This window comes from Winogradskyella pulchriflava (assembly GCF_042434315.1).
Classification (GTDB): Bacteria; Bacteroidota; Bacteroidia; order Flavobacteriales; family Flavobacteriaceae; genus Winogradskyella; species Winogradskyella pulchriflava.
This window is the reverse complement of the sequence record NZ_JBHLTQ010000006.1, coordinates 46,090-66,088: the sequence shown is the minus strand read 5'-3', so window position 1 is coordinate 66,088 and position 19,999 is coordinate 46,090. Positions and strand designations below refer to the sequence as shown.

Annotated in this window: 23 protein-coding genes; 8 read left to right on the top strand and 15 right to left on the bottom strand. The window is 33.0% G+C overall.

Annotation, left to right across the window (positions count from 1 at the left end; all coding sequences use genetic code 11):
- Window positions 1-39 precede the first annotated feature (39 nt).
- The 3 genes from lysA (at window position 40) to ACFFGA_RS12300 (ending at window position 2,247) form a co-directional block, all read left to right on the top strand.
- Entirely contained in the window at window positions 40-1,245 is a 1,206-nt protein-coding gene (gene lysA, locus ACFFGA_RS12310; protein ID WP_386064471.1) for a diaminopimelate decarboxylase, read from the top strand.
- Between the two features lie 148 nt (window positions 1,246-1,393).
- Window positions 1,394-1,522 carry a hypothetical protein gene (locus ACFFGA_RS12305; protein WP_386064468.1) on the top strand — a complete coding sequence of 43 codons (129 nt, stop codon included), beginning with the start codon at window positions 1,394-1,396 and terminating at the stop codon, window positions 1,520-1,522.
- On the top strand, window positions 1,519-2,247 hold the full coding sequence (locus tag ACFFGA_RS12300; RefSeq protein WP_386064465.1) for a DUF6090 family protein: 729 nt from the start codon (window positions 1,519-1,521) through the stop codon (window positions 2,245-2,247). Before ACFFGA_RS12305 ends, ACFFGA_RS12300 begins: the two co-directional genes overlap by 4 nt.
- Before the next feature lie 14 nt (window positions 2,248-2,261).
- Here the strand turns inward: ACFFGA_RS12300 and ACFFGA_RS12295 are convergent, their stop codons facing one another.
- Window positions 2,262-2,639, bottom strand: a complete 378-nt coding sequence (locus ACFFGA_RS12295) for a glyoxalase superfamily protein (protein ID WP_386064462.1) — start codon at window positions 2,637-2,639, stop codon at window positions 2,262-2,264.
- Window positions 2,640-2,698: 59 nt separating this feature from the next.
- On the opposite strand from ACFFGA_RS12295, the gene ACFFGA_RS12290 reads away from it, so the two are divergent.
- The gene (locus ACFFGA_RS12290) at window positions 2,699-3,508 is read left to right on the top strand and encodes a M23 family metallopeptidase (protein ID WP_386064460.1); all 810 of its coding nucleotides are present in this window, start codon (window positions 2,699-2,701) and stop codon (window positions 3,506-3,508) included.
- A 1-nt stretch (window position 3,509) separates the two neighbouring features.
- Here ACFFGA_RS12290 and ACFFGA_RS12285 read toward each other — a convergent pair whose 3' ends face one another.
- The 12 genes from ACFFGA_RS12285 to ACFFGA_RS12230 form a co-directional block, all read right to left on the bottom strand.
- A complete protein-coding gene (locus tag ACFFGA_RS12285; RefSeq protein ID WP_386064457.1) occupies window positions 3,510-4,082 on the bottom strand; it encodes a DinB family protein in 573 nt (190 codons plus the stop codon).
- 10 nt (window positions 4,083-4,092) lie between these two features.
- Window positions 4,093-4,563 (bottom strand): type II secretion system protein GspG, encoded by a 471-nt coding sequence (locus tag ACFFGA_RS12280; RefSeq protein ID WP_386064455.1) that lies wholly within the window; start codon window positions 4,561-4,563, stop codon window positions 4,093-4,095.
- A 10-nt stretch (window positions 4,564-4,573) separates the two neighbouring features.
- On the bottom strand, window positions 4,574-5,989 hold the full coding sequence (locus ACFFGA_RS12275) for a M20/M25/M40 family metallo-hydrolase (RefSeq protein WP_386064453.1): 1,416 nt from the start codon (window positions 5,987-5,989) through the stop codon (window positions 4,574-4,576).
- Complete coding sequence (locus ACFFGA_RS12270; RefSeq protein WP_386064452.1) at window positions 5,979-6,860, bottom strand: polyphosphate kinase 2 family protein; 882 nt, start codon at window positions 6,858-6,860, stop codon at window positions 5,979-5,981. Before ACFFGA_RS12270 ends, ACFFGA_RS12275 begins: the two co-directional genes overlap by 11 nt.
- A gap of 30 nt (window positions 6,861-6,890) precedes the next feature.
- The gene (locus tag ACFFGA_RS12265) at window positions 6,891-7,436 is read right to left on the bottom strand and encodes a hypothetical protein (protein WP_386064451.1); all 546 of its coding nucleotides are present in this window, start codon (window positions 7,434-7,436) and stop codon (window positions 6,891-6,893) included.
- 1 nt (window position 7,437) lies between these two features.
- Window positions 7,438-8,601 (bottom strand): sigma-54-dependent transcriptional regulator, encoded by a 1,164-nt coding sequence (locus ACFFGA_RS12260; protein WP_386064449.1) that lies wholly within the window; start codon window positions 8,599-8,601, stop codon window positions 7,438-7,440.
- Window positions 8,602-8,603: 2 nt separating this feature from the next.
- Window positions 8,604-9,491, bottom strand: a complete 888-nt coding sequence (locus tag ACFFGA_RS12255; protein ID WP_386064448.1) for a DUF6268 family outer membrane beta-barrel protein — start codon at window positions 9,489-9,491, stop codon at window positions 8,604-8,606.
- 9 nt (window positions 9,492-9,500) lie between these two features.
- Window positions 9,501-10,376: a mechanosensitive ion channel family protein gene (locus ACFFGA_RS12250; protein WP_386064446.1), complete on the bottom strand. Its 876-nt coding sequence runs from the start codon at window positions 10,374-10,376 to the stop codon at window positions 9,501-9,503.
- On the bottom strand, window positions 10,376-11,689 hold the full coding sequence (locus ACFFGA_RS12245) for an ABC transporter permease (RefSeq protein WP_386064444.1): 1,314 nt from the start codon (window positions 11,687-11,689) through the stop codon (window positions 10,376-10,378). The genes ACFFGA_RS12250 and ACFFGA_RS12245 overlap by 1 nt, the downstream gene beginning before the upstream one ends.
- A 1-nt stretch (window position 11,690) precedes the next feature.
- A complete protein-coding gene (locus ACFFGA_RS12240) occupies window positions 11,691-12,617 on the bottom strand; it encodes an ABC transporter ATP-binding protein (protein ID WP_386064443.1) in 927 nt (308 codons plus the stop codon).
- 246 nt (window positions 12,618-12,863) lie between these two features.
- Window positions 12,864-13,979, bottom strand: coding sequence for a molecular chaperone DnaJ (dnaJ, locus tag ACFFGA_RS12235; protein WP_386064442.1), 1,116 nt, complete (start codon window positions 13,977-13,979; stop codon window positions 12,864-12,866).
- Between the two features lie 50 nt (window positions 13,980-14,029).
- The gene (locus tag ACFFGA_RS12230; protein WP_386064440.1) at window positions 14,030-14,584 is read right to left on the bottom strand and encodes a nucleotide exchange factor GrpE; all 555 of its coding nucleotides are present in this window, start codon (window positions 14,582-14,584) and stop codon (window positions 14,030-14,032) included.
- Between the two features lie 166 nt (window positions 14,585-14,750).
- Between ACFFGA_RS12230 and ACFFGA_RS12225 the strand changes: the two genes are divergently transcribed.
- From ACFFGA_RS12225 to ACFFGA_RS12210, 4 genes are all read left to right on the top strand, one after another.
- Entirely contained in the window at window positions 14,751-15,404 is a 654-nt protein-coding gene (locus tag ACFFGA_RS12225) for a YceI family protein (protein ID WP_386064439.1), read from the top strand.
- Window positions 15,405-15,520: 116 nt separating this feature from the next.
- Window positions 15,521-16,096 carry a Crp/Fnr family transcriptional regulator gene (locus ACFFGA_RS12220; protein WP_386064437.1) on the top strand — a complete coding sequence of 192 codons (576 nt, stop codon included), beginning with the start codon at window positions 15,521-15,523 and terminating at the stop codon, window positions 16,094-16,096.
- 69 nt (window positions 16,097-16,165) lie between these two features.
- Window positions 16,166-17,440 carry an NAD(P)/FAD-dependent oxidoreductase gene (locus ACFFGA_RS12215; RefSeq protein WP_386064435.1) on the top strand — a complete coding sequence of 425 codons (1,275 nt, stop codon included), beginning with the start codon at window positions 16,166-16,168 and terminating at the stop codon, window positions 17,438-17,440.
- A gap of 8 nt (window positions 17,441-17,448) precedes the next feature.
- Window positions 17,449-18,204 (top strand): DJ-1/PfpI family protein, encoded by a 756-nt coding sequence (locus tag ACFFGA_RS12210; RefSeq protein WP_386064434.1) that lies wholly within the window; start codon window positions 17,449-17,451, stop codon window positions 18,202-18,204.
- A 16-nt stretch (window positions 18,205-18,220) separates the two neighbouring features.
- On the opposite strand, the gene ACFFGA_RS12205 is transcribed toward ACFFGA_RS12210, so the two are convergent.
- Both ACFFGA_RS12205 and mnmC2 read right to left on the bottom strand, forming a co-directional pair.
- On the bottom strand, window positions 18,221-19,132 hold the full coding sequence (locus tag ACFFGA_RS12205) for a TIGR01777 family oxidoreductase (RefSeq protein ID WP_386064432.1): 912 nt from the start codon (window positions 19,130-19,132) through the stop codon (window positions 18,221-18,223).
- Between the two features lie 134 nt (window positions 19,133-19,266).
- Window positions 19,267-19,998, bottom strand: coding sequence for a tRNA (5-methylaminomethyl-2-thiouridine)(34)-methyltransferase MnmC2 (gene mnmC2 / locus ACFFGA_RS12200; protein ID WP_386064430.1), 732 nt, complete (start codon window positions 19,996-19,998; stop codon window positions 19,267-19,269).
- Window position 19,999 lies beyond the last annotated feature (1 nt).

The window sequence follows — 19,999 nt, the reverse complement described above, 5'->3', positions numbered from 1 at the left end:
ATACTTTAGCACATTACATATAATATTAAGATACCACTAATGAATAGCAACACCTTATTAAAGATTGCCAAGGACTTTGGAAGCCCTGTTTATGTCTATGATGCTGACACCATTACCAGTCAATACAAACGCTTAACCCAAGCATTTAGTAAGGTTAAAAAATTGAAACTTAACTATGCTGCTAAAGCCTTATCTAACATTTCTGTTTTAAGGTTATTTAATACCTTAGGTTCTGGATTGGATACTGTTTCAATACAAGAAGTAAAACTAGGCCTTAAAGCAGGTTTTAAGCCAGAAAACATCATATTTACACCAAACGGTGTTTCCCTTGAAGAAATTGAAGCTGTTGCAAAGCTTGGTGTTCAGATTAATATTGATAACCTTTCCATACTAGAACAATTTGGAACTAAACACCCAAAAACACCTGTTTGTATTCGTATTAATCCACATGTTATGGCTGGTGGTAACACCAATATTTCGGTAGGACATATAGATAGTAAGTTTGGCATCTCAATTCATCAAATTCCATTATTGCTTCGTATTGTAGAGAATACTAAAATGAATATTAATGGTATTCATATGCATACTGGTAGTGATATTTTGGACATTGATGTGTTTTTATATGCCAGTGAGATTTTATTTGAAACCGCCAAGAATTTTAAAAGCCTAGAGTTTATAGATTTTGGTTCTGGTTTTAAAGTGCCATATAAGGCAGGAGATATTGAAACTAATATTGAAGAATTAGGTGAAAAATTATCAACGCGATTCAATGAATTTTGCAAAAGCTATGGTAAAGATTTAACCTTGGCTTTTGAGCCTGGAAAATTCTTAGTGAGTGAAGCTGGAGTGTTTTTAGTAAACGTCAATGTTGTAAAACAGACCACATCTACTGTTTTTGCTCAGGTAGATTCAGGCTTTAACCACCTTATAAGGCCTATGCTATATGGTTCTCAACATGAAATTGTCAACATATCAAACCCACAAGGACGAGAGCGTTTTTACTCAGTAGTTGGTTATATCTGCGAAACAGATACATTTGCTAATAACAGACGTATTTCTGAAATAAATGAAGGTGATATTTTATGTTTTAAAAATGCTGGAGCTTATTGCTTCTCTATGGCTAGCAACTATAATTCGCGCTACAGACCTGCAGAAGTACTTATATACAAAGGCAAACCTCAACTCATTAGAAAGCGAGAAACCTTTGATGATATATTAAATAACCAAGTTGAAATTAGCTTCTAAAAGAATTTAAAGCGTTGCAAAATTGCAACGCTTTTTTTATACCTTTAAACACCTCAAGTCTTTTGAACTCTAACTGATAAAGACAAATCATGGCTGAGTTATTTGTAACTATGACCGTTTTATACATACATATAGTAAACCAATGAATATGGATGGATTTGATATTGTTATGGTGTTTGCGGTTATCCTTTTCGCAAGATTAGGAGTACGATTAGTATCAAGATATATAAAAATGAAACGTGAAGATGACGCTAACAAAAATGACAACAAACTATGATTAACATCTTTAGAAAAATTAGAAAAAATATGCTCTTCTCAAAAAAAGTAAGTAGTTATTTGCTTTATGCTATCGGTGAAATTGCCCTAGTTATGATTGGTATTTTATTAGCCCTCTATGTAAATAATCTAAATGAAGAACGAAAACAAAAAAACCAACTTAATGCTGTACTGCAAACCATTAAAACAGATTTGGTAGCTGATACGCTTTTAGCAACAGGTATTATTAAGTTTTATGAAGAAAATCAGAAAAACAGTAATAAGATTATTAACAGAGAAATTACAATGGACAACTATAAAGAGTGTCCACAATGTATTAGTCTAGTTACTATTTACCAACCATTTACAATACAAAAAAAAGGCATAAATCTATTGCAAAATTACACTAACGATAAAGGCATAGCCAAAGACAGTCTTATAAATGATATTACTAAGGTTTATTCTATATTTTCACCTGTGATAGAAAAAAATAATGATAGAATGGAAGCTATAGTAATGAAGAATTTTTATGAGTTTGAAAAACATCCATGGTTTGTAGACTTATCTCAAAATAAAATTAGTGATGAGATGATAGAATACTTTGTTCTAAGTGAAGATTATAGAACTCGTGTGGCATCGCATTCAATGCTAGCTGTTGGAAATCACCTCAACGCCACAAAACAGTATAAAAACAATGCTATTGAATTAATTAAACAAATTGATAGTAGAATAAACGAGAATGATTAAGCAATGTATTGTCCTTATAAATCTCTATAAAACGTTAGACCATTACCATACAAGTCATAAAAAGCAAACTCTTTAGTTCCCCAAGGTGTTTCTTTTAAAGACGTTCGTTCATGGAAAACGTCCTTTGTTTTGTATTCTTTATACAGTTTGGTAATATTTTCTACTTGAATTCTCAGCATTGGTCTATCTAAACCTTCTATCCATTCCTTTTCGTCATGCCATTGCAAATGAATTTCAACACCATCACGAGTTACTCCTGCATAACCGCTATCACTTGAGGTGTCTGTAAAAGCTAATTTAAAACCTAACTTTTCTACGTAAAAATCTATGGCTTTAATTACACTTTTAACAGGTAATACAGGATGAATTTGTTTTAGATATCCTTTGGACATTTTTTTTAATATTTATCTTTATAAATGTAACAATTTAATTATATCCGTATCTCTACTATATGAAAAAATTGATAGCCCTTATTATAGGGATCGTCACCATTCAACATTGTCATAGTCAAAGCATAAAGAGCTATAAGCATATTGATAATGACACTGTATATATAAATTTTATTAATCCGTATTACGCTCCGATGGAAGTAAATTTATCTCCCTTGGATTCTACTGCTTCTTTTATTAAGGTTAGTTCATTTGGTTTAATAAAATATAGGGACACACTTAAAAATGCAGTCGTTATTCCACTAAATCGCATCGCTGACACCTCTAAAATAAATATTAAATCTTATCTCAATTTTAAAGCCAATTTTGGCAATCCTAATACCGATTTTAATAAAAACCACTCTTATTTGTTGCCATACACAAAAGGAAAACGTTATAAAATAATACAATCTTTTGGTGGAAAATTTTCTCATAATGAACCACATTCTAAATACGCTATCGATTTTGGGTTAAAAGTTGGAGATACCATAACTGCTGTAAGATCTGGAAAAGTGTTTTTTGTAAAAGAAGACTCTAAAGAACATTGTAAAACAAAAAAATGCATTAATAATGCCAACAAAATTTATATTTTGCATGATGATGGTTCAATGGCCCACTATGTTCATTTAGATTTTGAAGGAGCCTTGGTTGATATTGGAGATATGGTTGAAGCTGGTCAACCCATTGCTATTTCTGGCATGACCGGTTTTACCACAATACCTCATTTACATTTGGTTTTATATAAGTATGGTGGAATATCAATACCTTTTCATTTTAGAGGACAGAAGAGAAAAAAATTAAAACAAGGCAAGTACTACAAACGGAAAATATAGGCTAGTTTTTTACTTTACCTGAAAAATGGTTCACTTTTGGGTTGATTGGATTTCCTGTGGTGCGTCTGTAAATTACAATTTGCCCACAATGCCAAATAGCATCGGCAATTGGTCCGTTAACTTGATTCCAAAACGGAATCTCTTGTTCTCCAAAAATGATTTTGTATTGCGATATATCATCGCTAGATCTTAAAATATCTGCAGCGGTTTTAAGGTTGTTGAGCGTTTGTGCTCTAAGTTCTTCATAAGATAAATCTTCGTCAACTTTAGTGTTTGGCTTTTTTAGCGTTGAATTGACAATAACCTTAGATAAATTATAAATATGCTCGATGGTTTCTTCAGCAGATCTTCCATCTTCATTAGCCTTATAAGCCAAGTCTTTTTCGGTTAAACTATCCGTAGCCCAATAAAATCGAAAACCTAACGCATCAACCATTCGTGCTGCCATTGTACCAGCTGTAAATTCCTCAGAATATTCTGGGATTTCGTAATATGGAAGTGAATCTTCAGAAGTTTCTTGTGAAAAACCAATCGTGGTTATAAAAAGTGCAAATACAAATGGGATACTTTTCATATGAATATGTTTAATGTTTTAAATAAATATCGTCTTCTGTATTAGAAAGTCCATCTCTTCCAACTGAAAACAACACATAACTTTGCTCGTCTATTTCTAAATTATATTGAATCTCATTATCCCAAGCATCATACACTATGCTTTTTCGCAATGGGTTGTTTCTAATTATTGCTTTTAATTCTTTAGGAAAATGTCCTATTGTTTGTTTTTCCTTTTCTAATATTTGAGATATTTCATTGAGCTTCTTTTCTGTTCTGTTGATGTCTATAGATGGTTGGATAAAAAACATATAAAACGATACCAAAACAACAACAATTACAAAAAAAATAATATGGATTTTATCCGAAGGATAAACCATTAGTTTCTTTGGTAAATTATTTTCCTTTTCAAACTTTCGTCGCTTTCTTTTTTTAAACCAAAATTTAATATCGAGATAACTCTCTAAAATAAAGGCTATTGTTTCTGCAATAAAGCTTCCCAAAGCAATTAAATTAGTCTTTAATTTCTTTAATGTTGGTTATGGTCTCTGTACCATACTTATCTACCAAAAACACTAAGGCTGTCATGGTTGCAGCACCTAATTCTAACTCACGTTTATTTACATGCTCAAAAGTATCATTAGCTGCATGGTGATGGTCAAAATAACGTTGAGAATCTGGTCGTAGTCCTGCCAAAACAATATCATCATTCTTTAATGGGCCAATGTCTGCTCCACTACCTCCTTTTTCAAAATAATGGATTAAGTAAGGTTTGAATAATGGTCGCCATGCTTCAATTTTTGAAAACATAAGGTCACTACAATCAAAACTGAAGCCTCTTGGTGTAAATCCGCCTGCATCGCTTTCTAAAGCAAACACGTGCTTTTCATTTTTTTCTTTTGCAACTTCAGCATATTTACGTCCACCTCGCAAACCATTTTCCTCATTCATAAACAACACTACACGAATACTTCGCTTAGGTGTTATGCCACTTTCTTTTAAAAGTCTTAAAACATCCATAGATTGTACTACTCCTGCTCCATCATCATGTGCTCCATCACCTAAATCCCAAGAATCTAAATGTCCACCAACAATGATGTATTCGTTTGGAAATTCGCTTCCTGTGATTTCTCCAATAACATTATAAGACAGTACATCTTCAAATTGTTGACAGCTTTGTTTAAAGTGAAATTTTAGATCTTTATTTTCTTTTAAAGCGTCGCTCAATTTTACAGCATCGTTAGTGCTAATTGCTGCGGACGGAATACGCTTTTCTACTGGTAAATCTCCATAACTCATACTGCCAGTGTGTGGATAATCGTCTTGGCGAGAACTCAACGAACGCACTATCATACCTACAGCACCGTATTTTGCCGCTTCTGCAGCTCCATTATAACGTTCTGAAGCACAACCACCATAAGCCTGAAATGTACTAACAAGTTCTTGATTCCAAGATCTATTAATAAACACTATTTTACCTTTTATTTTTTCTTCTCCTAAAAGCTCTAAGTCTTTATAGGTGTTAATTTCAATTACATTAGCAGTAATGCCATCTTTAGGAGTAGCCACAGAACCACCTAAGGCACAAATATTTACATCTTGATTAATTTTATGGTCCTTATTTGCTGTAACTATATATGCAGTTTCTTTTTCACCTCTAACCCATTTTGGTACCATAACAGGTTGTAGCCACACTTTGTCTAAACCTAATTTTTCAAGCTCTGCTTTTGTGTATTGTACCGCAAGCTCTGCGTTTTTTGAGCCAGATAACCTTCCACCAATTTGATTAGATAAATGATCTAACCACTGGTAACTCATTCCATTAGTTAGTGAAGTTGTGTATATTGTTTTTAGTACACTTTCATCTTCTTGTGAAAAGCTAAATGCATAAAAGCAACATAAAATTATGGTAAGTACTCTAATTTTCATTTTCTAATTGTTGTTTGTACACATCTATATTTTCTTTCTCCTTTGTTGGCAACTCTGGTTCTTTAATATCTGTATAGGTTTTTAAGGTATCTAACAAAATCTTCGCAACCACATATCGTGCAGTTGGTTTATCGTCAGCAGGAATGTTAAACCAAGGTGCATGAGGCTTTGAACTTCTATTAAGTAAATCCTCATAACAATCTTGGTATTTATCCCAAAGTTTTCGCTCTTTTAAGTCATCTGATGAAAATTTCCATTGCTTATTTGCTTTGTTTAATCGTCTAAGCAGTCTGTTTTTTTGTTCGTCTTTGGACAAGTTTAAAAAGAACTTAAAGATAATTGTGCCATTGTCTGCAATATGCTTTTCAAAATTATTAATTTCTTTAAAACGTCTATCCCAAAACGCATCAGTAACATCATTAACAGAGTTGATGTCTGGCATGTTTTCGTACATTAAATAGTGGGGATGAACTCTAGTAACCAAAACATTTTCGTAATGGGTTCTATTGAAAATCCCGAATTTACCTCTTGCCGGAAGTGCTATATAATGTCTCCACAAATAATCGTGCTTTAGCTCTAATTCCGTTGGTTTTTTGAAACTATGTGCAACTATTCCTCTAACATTAAATTCCTTAAATACTTCTCTTATCAAGCTATCTTTTCCAGCTGTATCCATGCCCTGAATACAAAATAAAACCGAATATTTTCCATGGGCATACATGGCATTTTGTATGTCTGCTAATTCTTTACTAACTTTTCTTAAAGCTTTTTCTAGGTCTTTTTCACTTGCACCTAAGTCTATATGAGTTGGCAAGTTTTTAATATTTATCTCAGATGAGATTTTAAATTCCTCGATTTTAATTGCTTTCATCCATCTATAATTTTGACTATTTTTTCTTTTTTATTCATCATTACTTTCATCTTCTTCATTATGGGCAAGTGGATGGTCATCTATACCTAAACCAACTATTTTAATGATACTAACTACAGTATTATATAACATTAACACAACACTTATCAATCCACCACTTAAAATAGCAGACAAAGCCAAACTGATATAATATATAATTGAATACCAAGAATTAGGCACATTATCCGCTTCAGTTACAGGGATGTTCATTAATTGAAAAACTATCATTGCCGTAACAAAGACTATAGTATCTATCTTGGCAATTAGTAAAACATGTTTGTAATGTTCGTCTTTAAGTTGAGACTTTGTACTAGAACTTATACTTAAAAGTGTTAATAAGAGCGCCAGAATTGTTGCAGAAGCAAGCACTATAGTGTTACAAAGTGCATTAATGCCTGGTAAAGAAGATGTTATCAATGATTTTGCCTCATAGCCACTTATATTTCCCAGACCGTAGGCTCCCAAACCAATAACTACTGCAGAGATAACACCACCGAAAACAGCTCTTTTGTTATATGTAGTTAATTTTAATTTCATATTATTTTGAAGCAAAAGCCTTTACATCTGCTTCGCTAACTTCTTTACCTCCTAAGATAATCAATCGTTCAACTACATTGCGCAGTTCACGTATGTTTCCTGTCCAATCATAATTTTGAAGCAATTTTATAGCTTTATCAGAAAATGATTTTTTAGCTGTACCTTGTTCACTCGAAATTTTATCTGCAAAATAGTCCACTAACAGCGGAATATCTTCTCGTCTATCATTTAAAGCAGGAACCTCAATTAAAATTACGGCTAACCTGTGATACAAATCCTCTCTAAACTTACCGTCTTCTATTTCTTTTTTAAGATTTTTATTTGTTGCAGCAACAACCCTTACATTAACTTTTATATCCTTATCACTTCCTACACGTTGAATACGGCTTTCTTGCAACGCACGTAATACTTTGGCTTGTGCAGACAAGCTCATATCACCTATTTCATCTAAAAATATAGTGCCACCATTAGCGGCTTCAAACTTACCCGCTCTATCTTTTGCAGCAGATGTAAAAGCACCTTTAACGTGACCAAATAATTCGCTTTCAATCAATTCACTTGGAATTGCAGCACAATTCACCTCAATCATCGGCCCTTTAGAACGTTCACTTTTTTGGTGTAACCAATGTGCCACAAGTTCTTTTCCTGTTCCGTTTGGCCCAGTAATTAAAACTCTAGCATCTGTTGGTGCAACTTTATCAATCATATCTTTAATACGAGCGATACCATCACTTTCACCAATCATTTCGTAATTTTTACTGACTTTTTTCTTCAGCATTTTGTTTTCAACTACGAGTTCTTTTCGATCTAAAGCAATACGAACCGTATTTAAAAGTCTATTTAAATCTGGCGGTTTAGAGATATAATCAAAGGCACCTAGACGCATCGTGTTTACTGCTGTGTCCAAATCGCCATGACCAGAAATCATTACCATTGGTATTTCTGGTTTTATTTTTTTTACAGCTTCCAGTACCTCAACACCATCCATTTTCGGCATTTTAATATCGCAAAGCACTAAATCGTAATCGTCTTTTTTAATTTTCTCAATTCCGGCTAATCCATTTTCAGCTTCTTCTACCTGATATGTATCACTTTCCTCAGATAGTATCTTAACTAATACTCTGCGGATAGCAGCTTCATCTTCTATAATTAATATTTTAGACATATTTATATTTTAAATTTTAATCCTGTTCTTAAGTAAAACGTATTAACATCATTTAATTTAAATACTTCATCTCTATTTTCATTTCGTAAAGCATTGTTTAATCTAAATGTGTAACCTGTGTATAGATAGGCTACTAAATGTTTTGTAAAACAATATTCGTACCCAAGTCCACCAACAGCTAAAGATAATGATATATTATCTACTTGTTTACCATTAACTTGTTGTGGCCTTTGTAGGTGAGCATAGTAACCATCTAAAGTTACAAAAGTTTGAAGCATATTTTTTTCATTAAAAAAATACTTAATGTTGGATTTAGGCACACCTGCATTAAAAGACCAATTTTCATTGATACGTCTATAATAACTAACAAAAGGCAACGGAAATGGCACACCTGCAGTTGCATTGTATGTAAGTCCTAGTACTAAACGATAAGGTTTTTTTGCAGTTTCATCTTTAGTCCTATCATTTATGGCAAAAACACCTCCATTGAGAAGAAAATCGTCAGAGGTTAATTTTTCAGTGAGCGTAGATGCAATCCTTGGATTGAATTTTAAACCTAAACGCCATTTTGTACTAGACTTAAATGTATAACCTATGTTAAGATCTATGATATTGATGGTTTCTAATAATGATTTATCAAAAGGATAATCATCTTCTAAGTTTAGGATAACCCTGTTGTATTCTGCACCAAAAATTAAGTAACAATCTTCACTTGTTTCAATAGGATAGTTAACAAGTGCTCTCAATCTTGTGTATTGGTCTTCTGAATTTCCTTTTGGGATAAACGAATACTCCAACCTAGCTAAATCAGTAAGTTGCGCTTCTACAAAATGTACATTAAAAAAGATAATTATAAATACCGTAATACATTTTGAAAAGCGTAAAATCATACAAAGTCTTTATTTTTTAATAATATGAACATCGCGTTGAGGGAATGGAATTGTAACGTTATGCTCTCTAAATAACCTATCAATTTCAAAACGAATATCACTCTTAGGAAATTGTGCTTTAAAACTATCGGCAAGTGTAAATACAAGCTTAAAATTTAATGAGCTATCTCCAAAATTAGTAAACACCACAGTAGGCTCTGGCTCACTTATTACAGCTTCATGTGTGCTTGCTGCTTGCAACAATAGTTTTTTTACCAACTGCACATCACTACCATAGGCCACACCTACTTCTACACTTTCTCGTGTTGTTGTTCCGTTTTGTGTCCAATTGTATAAAGAATTGGTTAAATATAAGTGATTAGGAATTACCAATACTTTGTTATCAATAGTTACTGCTCTTGTGGTTCTTAATTTAATTTCTTCCACTCTACCTACTTTGCCTTCAATTTCAATAATATCTCCAACATGTACCGATTGGTCTATTAATATAAACACACCAGAAATAATATCTTGAAACAATGTTTGAAGCGCTAAACCAACACCAATTAACAATGCTGCAGAAGCTGCAAATACGGCAGTAACGTTAACCCCAACAGAATGTAAGGTAATGAGCAAAATAACTAGATAAATCAACCATCTGAAATACCCATACACAACATTGAATTTCCCTTTATCATCCTCTGGAAGATTACGAGTGATTACTCTCAATACAATTCTAAGTATAATAGTGGTTATAAAAATTGCGGTAATTATTACCAATACATCAAATATTGAAATACTTATATCCTTACCAATAGTTATATGTCTTCCTAAGAATTCCTTGGTAGCTTCCCAAGCAGAACTCTCAGTTAATGTTTCTTCTATTTTACTTAAATCTTGAATCATTAATATTTTAACCACTTAAATAGTTCCTTATATGTTGGTTTCTTTCCATACATTAAAATACCAACACGATAAATCTTAGCTGCAAACCATACAGCAAATATAAATGTACCAATTAAAATTAATAAAGATAGGCCTTGCTGCCAAATCGGTACACCAAATGGAATACGCATTAACATCACTACTGGCGAAGTTAATGGTACAAAAGAGAATACTGTTGAAACAGTTCCATGCGGATCTTCAATAACCGTAAATACACCAACATAAACCGCCAAAATCAATGGCATAAGAATAGGTAGCATAAACTGCTGTGTATCCGTTTCATTATCTACTGCTGCACCGATAGCAGCATAAAGTGAGCTGTACAATAAGTAACCTCCTATAAAAAAGAATATAAAAGCAATGATAAGGTTAAAAAGAGGCAAATTCGTCACTGCTATAAATACATTTTCCGCAACTGCCTGAGCTCCTTTTGCTTCCATAGCCTGATTGACCAATTCTTGTTGTGGTGTTTGTAACTGGCTTAAATCTATACCCAAAATTGCAGAGACCACTACCATTAATACACCTCCCAAAACAACCCAAATAGCAAATTGTGTTATACCTGCTAAAGATGTGCCTATTATTTTACCCAACATAAGCTGTATAGGCTTAACCGATGATATAATAACCTCAATTATTCTACTGGTTTTTTCTTCGATAACGCTTCGCATTATCATATTACCATAAATAATAATGAACATAAACAACAAATAACCTGCTACACCACCAAAAATCAACTTTACAACATTGCCCTCTTTTGAGCTTTTTTCTCCATCAAAACTTTCTTGGGCGATGTCTAAATTTATTGTAGAAGCTTCAATTTGCGCTAGCGAAACTCCTTCTTTCTTAAGTTTCATTTCTTGAACGCGTTTCTCAATCCTACGCTCTAAACCAGACATAACTGATAATGAAGGAGACTCTTCTGAATAAAATTTCACATTATTAGATAAAGCATCTATCGAATCTACTTTGGCAATATGCAACAGACCATAATCTCCACTTTCTTTTACTAAAGCAATAGCGTCTTCCAGTCTTAAATCACCTAGGTTATTATAAGTTGTGTTATCAGTATTATGAAAAACATCGGTCATATATCCTGATTCATCCAATACTGAAATGGTACGTTGTTTATCGTTATTTAATTGCGACAAATAAGCCACAACTGCAATTAAAGCAATCATTATCAATGGGCTTAAAAATGTCATTATAATAAATGATTTATTCTTTACCTTAGTGAGGTATTCGCGTTTTATAATAAGTGGTAAATGATTCATCTTAGTTGTTTTTTACTGTTTGAATAAAAATGTCACTTGCCGTTGGGATAACCTCAACAAAGTGATGAACCTCAGCTTTTGAAGTTAAAAATGACAACAAATCATTGGATGATGCTGTTTCACTTATCTTAATATTCAATTTAATATCATCATTTAAATTTTTGAAAGTTGCAGGAAGCACTTCAAACTTATCCTTTATTTCATTTAAAACCATTTCACTGTTATTGGATTGCAAACCGACTTCAAACGTATTGGTTTTGTATTGGCGTTTTATATCATTTAGTTTACCGTCTAATATTTTATTTGATTTGTGAAGCAATGCAATATGGTCACATAATTCTTCAACAGATTCCATTCTATGTGTAGAAAATATTACTGTTGCTCCTTCCTCTCTTAATTGTAAAATTTCGTCTTTTATTAAATTGGCATTTATAGGATCGAAACCTGAAAATGGCTCATCAAAAATTAAAAGTTTAGGTTTATGCAAAACCGTTACAACAAACTGAATTTTTTGTGCTTGTCCTTTACTAAGTTCTTGGATTTTCTTGTTCCACCAGTCGCCAATTTCTAGCTTTTCAAACCAATACTTTAATCGGCTTTTAGCTTCTGCTTTAGACATACCTTTCAATTGTGCCAAATACAAACATTGTTCACCAACTTTCATAGACTTGTATAACCCACGTTCTTCTGGTAAATATCCAATATCTCTAATATGTTCTGGTTTTAGAGGTTGTCCATCTAATAAAACAGAACCTTGATCTGGCATTGTAATTTGATTAATAATACGAATCAATGTCGTTTTACCAGCTCCGTTTGGACCAAGCAAGCCAAATATGCTACCTTTAGGTACAGCAATAGATACTTGGTTTAGCGCTTTAAAATTCCCAAAGTTTTTAGACACGGAATCAGCAACTAATAAGTCATTCATATATAACTCGATTTTTTATAGAAGGTTAGTCTGTAAATATATTAAATGTTACAGAGTTTTAAAGCATATTCCTTATACTTCTTATGGCAATTTTCACAAATAAATAATAAGGTGTTGATATAAAAAACAAAACCCACCCTTATGGTTAGATAAGGATGGGAAAAAATTGCTATGAAAAAGAAAAATTACCGCTAATTAGCATTAGCGATAATTCAAAGATAGTATTTTTTATGAATTATAGGCTTTTTAAGAAAACATATCTTTTACCTTTTCAAAAAAAGATTTATCAGAACTCTCTGGTTTAGGCTCAAAGTGCTCATCTTCGCGCATATCTTCAAAGAACTCTTTTTGTTTTTTACTTAAAGTCTTTGGTGTCCAAACATTTACATGAACCAAAAGATCACCTTTCCCATATCCATTGATATTTGGAATACCTTTACCGCGAAGTCTTAATATTTTTCCAGATTGCACACCTGCTTCAATCTTAATCCTCACCTTACCAGTAACTGTATCTATTTCTTTAGAAGTTCCTAAAACAGCATCTGGCAAACTTACATACATATCGTAGTGTAAATTATCTCCTTCACGCTTTAAGGTTTCATGTTCCTCTTCTTGGATTACAACCAACATATCACCTGCAATACCATTTCCAGGTGCATCATTACCTTTTCCAGTGACTTTAAGTTGCATACCATCTACAACACCTGCAGGAATTTTTACAGAAACTGTTTCCTCTGCAACTTTAAGACCTTGAGCGTCTGCATCAGATGGTTTTTTAGCTATAGTTTGTCCTGCTCCTCCACATGTTTGGCAAGTAGTAGCTGTCTGCATTCTACCCAAAATAGTATTGGTAACTCTAGTTACCTGACCAGAACCATTACACGTTCCACAGATTTTATAAGTTGTCCCAGGCGCTTGTACTTTTCGTTTTACTTTTATTTTCTTTTCAACACCATTGGCGACTTCTTCTAAAGAAAGCTTTACACGGATGCGCAGATTGCTACCTTTAACAACACGCTGTCTGCCGCCACCACCGAAGCCACTAAATCCACCACCACCAAAAGCGCCACCAAAAATATCACCAAATTGGCTAAAGATGTCATCCATATTCATGCCACCTCCACCGAAGCCACCTGCTCCGTCAAATGCTTGGTGACCAAACTGGTCATAACGTGCTTTTTTATCGGCATTACTTAAAACCTCGTAAGCTTCTGCAGCCTTTTTGAATTTTTCCTCAGCTTCTTTATCATCTGGATTTTTGTCTGGATGGTATTTTAAAGCCATCTTTCTATAGGCTTTCTTTATTTCAGCGTCAGTTGCATTTTTGTCAATGCCTAGTATGTCGTAATAATCTTCTTTCATCTAAATGACTTGTTATTCATTTCCACAGCAATGGAAACACTTTTTTAGTATTATTGTCCAATAACCACTTTAGGAAAACGTATAACCTTATCTCCTAATTTATAGCCACGCTCAACCACATCAATGATTTTCCCTTTTAGGTCATCACTTGGCGCAGGAATTTGAGTTACAGCCTCATGGTCATCTGCATTAAAAGCATCACCTTTATTTACTTCAATTTTTGATAAGCCCTTTTGCTCTAAGGTTGTTAGTAGTTTATTGTAAATTAACAACACACCTTTGCGTAACTCTTCAGCTTCTTTGTCTTCTTCAATATGCGTTAAGGCACGTTCAAAATCATCCAACACTGGCAGCATAGACATCATAACATCCTGGCTAGCAGTCTTAAAGAGTTCAATGCGCTCTTTATTGGTTCGTTTTTTGTAATTTTCAAATTCAGCAAACAAACGCATAAATTTATCTTTCTCAGCAACTAACTGGTCTTGCAATTGCTCCTCAGCAGATTTCTCTTGTTTTTGCTGCTCTACTTCAGCCTCTGCTGTTTCAGTTGCTGTATCTTCAACTTGTGGTTCTTCAACCTTTTTATTTTTATCTTTTTTACTCATTTTTGAGTTCTATTTTGATATTTATTTTTAAATCTTCGATTTAGAGGTGCAAAAGTACTGCCATTATTATAAAAATGTCAAAATGTCATTAACAATTTTTTATAATTATTTGGCTTACCAAATTTGTATCTTTACAAAATCAAAAGAAAAATTAAAAAACACTAACATGAAAACATCACTTTTAAAAATTTTTGCAATTGTAGCTTTAATTTCATTCGCCAGTTGTGGTGATAAAGCCAAAGAAGCTGAAACAAAAGAAGCTGAAGCAGTCGCAAAATCTGAAGACGCAGCCGTTACCTATAATGCTAATACTGAAAAATCTACTATAGAATGGAAAGGATTTAAACCAACAGGTTCTCATTTTGGTACCATTGGTATAAAACAAGGTAAAGTAAAAGTAAACAATGGCGCTATAGAAAGTGGAAAGTTTGTTATTGACATGAACAGTATTGTCGTAAAAGATATGCCAGCTGAAGCAGAAGGAAATACCAAACTTACTACCCACCTTAAGAGTCCTGATTTCTTTGATGTAGAAACCTACCCAAATGCTCAATTTGAGGTTACTGGAGTGACTACTACAGAAGGAAAAACAATGCTATCTGGAAACTTAAAGATGAAAGATGCCACGAATAATATTAGTATTCCTGTGAGCACCAAAATTGAAGGAGACACAATGACATTAACAAGTGAAACCTTTACTATCGACCGTTCTAAGTGGAATGTAGAATATGGTTCTAAATCATTTTTTGACAACTTAGGAGATAAGTTTATTAATGACGACATAGAATTGAAAGTAACTTTAGTTGCTGAAAAAGAATAGTAAAAGCTGTCTTTTTTTAAAAAATTGAAGCACTTACTATATTGTAGGTGCTTTTTTTTATGATACACTTAGATTTTAATTAAAACAGTTTGTGAGACATACTCAAGAACTTTAAAATGACGAATAATTTAATCGACCATATAAAAACTTATGTAGTTCTTTCAGAAAAAGAATCATCAGAAATTGTTTCGTTTTTCGATTATAAAATTTATAAGAAAAAGGAAACGCTGTTATTTTCAGAAACCCGATGTGAAGAATTATTTTTTGTTGCAAAGGGTTGTCTGCAATTATACTTTATAGATAATTTAGGCAACAAAAAAACCACTCAATTTGCAATAGAAAGTTGGTGGTTAACAGACTTTCTAGCTTTTCAAAATCAAAAGCTTTCTAATTTTAATATTGAAGCCGTCGAAAATTCAAAAGTATTATCAATCTCGTTTTCAAAATATAATGAGTTATTAGATGAATTTCCAAAAATGGAAAAATACTTTAGAGCTATTTACGAAACAGCCTATGGCTCTGCTTTAATGCGTTTTAAATATTTGAACAGTTATTCCAAGGAAGAAATGTTTTTTAGATTTAGGAGTGAGTTCCCTGAATTTGTACAACGTGTACCACAATATCTTTTAGCTAGTTTTCTGGGTTTAACTCCAGAATATTTAAGCGAAATTAAAAGAAAACAACTTTCTTAAACCAGTTTAATTTTTGTCATAATCGATTTAACTACCTTTGTTTTACCATAAATAAAGAGCAGAATTACTATGGAAAATACCAAAAAAATTGTTGTTGTAGGAGGAGGCTTTGCTGGCTTAGAATTTGTTAAACGGTTAGGAAATTCAGCAAACCACAAAATTGTTTTAGTAGACAGTAACAATTACAATTTTTTTCCACCATTAATTTATCAGGTATCCACAGGTTTTATGGAGCCATCAGCGATAAGTTACCCATTTCGAAAAATTCTACGAAAATTTAAAAATGCTCGTTTTAGACTTGGTACTCTAGAAAAAGTAGTTCCTGAAGAAAACAAAATAATATTGAGTAACGGTGAACTAGAGTATGATATCTTAGTGATGGCAACTGGTACTGAAACCAACTTTTTTGGCAATGAAAATATTGCTAAAAAAAGCTTACCAATGAAAACCATAAGTGATGCTTTATCGCTTAGAAATGTTATTCTTACACGATTAGATCGTGCAACCAGAATTGCTAACGAAGCGGAAAGAAAAAAGTACTTAACCTTTGTTATTGCTGGTGCTGGACCTACAGGAGTTGAACTTTCTGGCATACTTTCTGAAATGAAAAACTCAATCATTACCAAAGATTATCCTGAGTTAAGCAAAACTGACCTTGGCGAAATTAGTTTAATTGATGGTCAAGGTTCAGTTTTAGCGGCAATGTCTAAAAACGCACAAGAATATACGTCTAAAAAATTATCTGAACTCGGTGTTACATTAATTATGAACACTATGGTTAAGGATTTTGATGGTGAGACTGTGTATTTATCCAACGGAAGTGAAATACAGTCTAGAAATCTTATTTGGGCAGCTGGTGTATCTGCAAAAACGTTTGAAGGCTTTTCAAAAGACAGTTTTGGTGCTGGTAAAAGGCTGAAAACAGATCAATTTAACTTAGTACATTCCTATAAAAATATTTATGCTCTTGGAGATTGCGCCTTAGTTCTTGGAGATAAAAAGTATCCCAACGGCCATCCTCAATTAGCACAACCAGCACTTCAGCAAGCTAAAAATTTGGCTCTTAACTTAAGTGGCAAAACACAAAGTTGGAAACCATTTCAGTATAACGACAAAGGCTCTTTAGCTATTATTGGCAGAAACAAAGCTGTATTAGATTTTCCAAATCAAAAACGCTCTTTAAAAGGTTTTGTAGCTTGGTTAATTTGGATTTTTGTTCACATTATGGGACTAGTCAATTTTAAAAACAAAATAAGAACATTATACAATTGGCTAGGCTATTACATTTATAAGGACCAATACTTTAGAATGATTATTAAACCTACTGAAAGACACACTAAATAACATTGAAGATGAAAAGTTTTAAAATTATTATAGCATTGATTTTATTCGTTACAACATTTAGCTGTAACTCGAATAAATCTAAAACAACGGCAAATAATCAAACAAATAGTATAGAAAACACAAAAACCGATACGCTCACAAAACACTTGAAACCTTTTAAGTCAGATTTACCAACTATTGGGTTATTGATGTTTAATGGTGTTTTGCAAAGTGAAGTTATTGCAACATCCGATGTTTTTGCAAAACCTTCTGAAGGCGGAAAACAACTGTTTAATGTTATTACCATTGCAGAAACAGAACACATAATTACAACTGAGGAAGGAATTAAAATCGTTCCAGATTATACATTTGAGAATTGCCCAAAATTAACTGTTCTATTTGTTCCTAGCGCTTATGATATGTATGCGCAAGTTCATAATAAAGAAGTAATAGATTTTATTAAAGAAAAGAATAAAGAAACTGATTACGTTGTAAGCAATTGTGCAGGTGCACAACTTATAGGAAAGTCTGGTATTGCTGATGGACATAAAATTGTAACCTGGATTGGTGGCGGAGAACAATTACAGAAAGATTATCCTAATTTAAAAGTTGAAAACGACAGTTTAGTAACCTTTGTTGAAGATGGAAAATTCAGCTCTTCTAATGGAAATTTAGCGAGTTACATTTCTGCATTGAATTTATTAGAAAAAATGACAAGTCCTGAACATAAAAATTTTGTGGAAAGCTATTTATATCTAGATCGCCTTCAGAATTGGAATAAATAGATTGTGTTTAAAAAAGTTAGTGTAGTAAATTTTCTAAAGCTGGTCTTAAATTAGCATACTTAAAATGAAAACCTTTCTCTTCAATTTTTTGAGAACTGACACGTTGGCTTTCAAATAAAAGAATATGCATTTCACCAAGCACTAATTTCATAGCAAACTTCGGAATATTTGGTAAAATCAACGGTCTATGTAATATACGTGCTGCCATTTTAGTTAACTCTTGGTTTGTCACGGCATTAGGAGCAGCACCGTTATAAATTCCTTCAAGCTGATACTTTAAGGCATACATATAAAGCGATGCAATATCTGTAACATGAACCCAACTTTGCCATTGTTTGCCACTACCAAAAGCAGCTCCCACACCATATTTAATGGGTTTTACCAATCTTGGTAAAACACCTCCTTTATTAGCTAAAACCAAACCAGTTCTTATTTTAGCAACTTTACAACCCAAACTTTTAAAACCATCTACTGCAGCTTCCCATTGCTCAACTACTTCACCAAAAAATGTATCTGAAATCTCATTGTAGCTTTCATCGTAATATTTGGTTAAGCTATTTGGATAAATACCTATAGCACTTGAAGAGACAACGTATTCAATTTTATAATTATGCACCTGTATTGTATTTTGTAGAAGTTCTGCCGTTTTGGTTCTACTTTCTATGACTTCTTTTTTATAAGCTTTGGTCCATCTCTTAGCAATTGAAGCACCAACCAAATTTATAATTGAGGTAACATCTTTAAAACAGGTATGGTCTATTTCATTAGTGTTTGGATTCCAATAAAAACCTTTATAATTCGAAGTAGTACTGATTTTAGACTTTGAAGTCGTTAAATAATGAACATTAATACCTTCAGCATGACATTGCTTTACAATTTCTTGCCCAATTAAACCTGTTGCTCCTGTTATTAAAACCGTCTTTTTCATTTTTATAAAGATACGAAAGGTAGAAATCGTTAAGTCCTGTTTTAGATTGGATTTAACGTTTGGATAGCACATTTTGCGTGCTCGTAACATTTAACTCACTGTTCGTTTGCTGTGCGCTTCGTTGCCCTAAGCATTTAACTCATTTCATTCGTTGGATGCTTCGTTGCCCTAAGCATCTCTCTCTTGCCAGGAGGTCCAGGAAGTCGTTCTACAAAAAACCCAACAGCTTGCATGGCACGCCTCACACTTCCTTTTGCAGAGTACGTTACTAAAACACCATTTTCTTTAAGTGCTCTATACATTATAGCAAAAATGGCCTCTGTCCACAAATCAGGTTGTACACGAGCTCCAAAAGCATCAAAATAGATGATATTGAATTCATTTTCTGCATTAATATCTTTGAAGAATTTTTCTTGTTTTAGCAATTGAAAAAGTGGTGTAATTTCATGTCTTGCCTCCCAAGATACTTCATGTATTTTTAGAAATTCATCTTTATGTTTTTCTGAAATAAGCTCAACATAATTAAGCTGATTTATTTCATCTAAACTTACAGGATAAGCTTCTACTCCAACATAATTGATATCTAATTGTAACGCTTCGGCTTCTATTAATGTAAGAAAGGCATTGAGACCAGTACCAAAACCGATTTCTAGAATTGAAATGGGTTTAGATTCTGAAACAAGTTCAGAATGACAATTTTTGTGAGATGCCGAAACAAGTTCAGCACAAAAGAAAAGCAAACCATGTTTTAAAAACACATGGTTTGCTTCTTGTATTGCACCATGAATAGAATGGTATTGTTCATTCCATTCTTCAATCTGTATGGTTTTAGAACCATCAGAAGTGGTGATGATTTTTCGTTTCAAA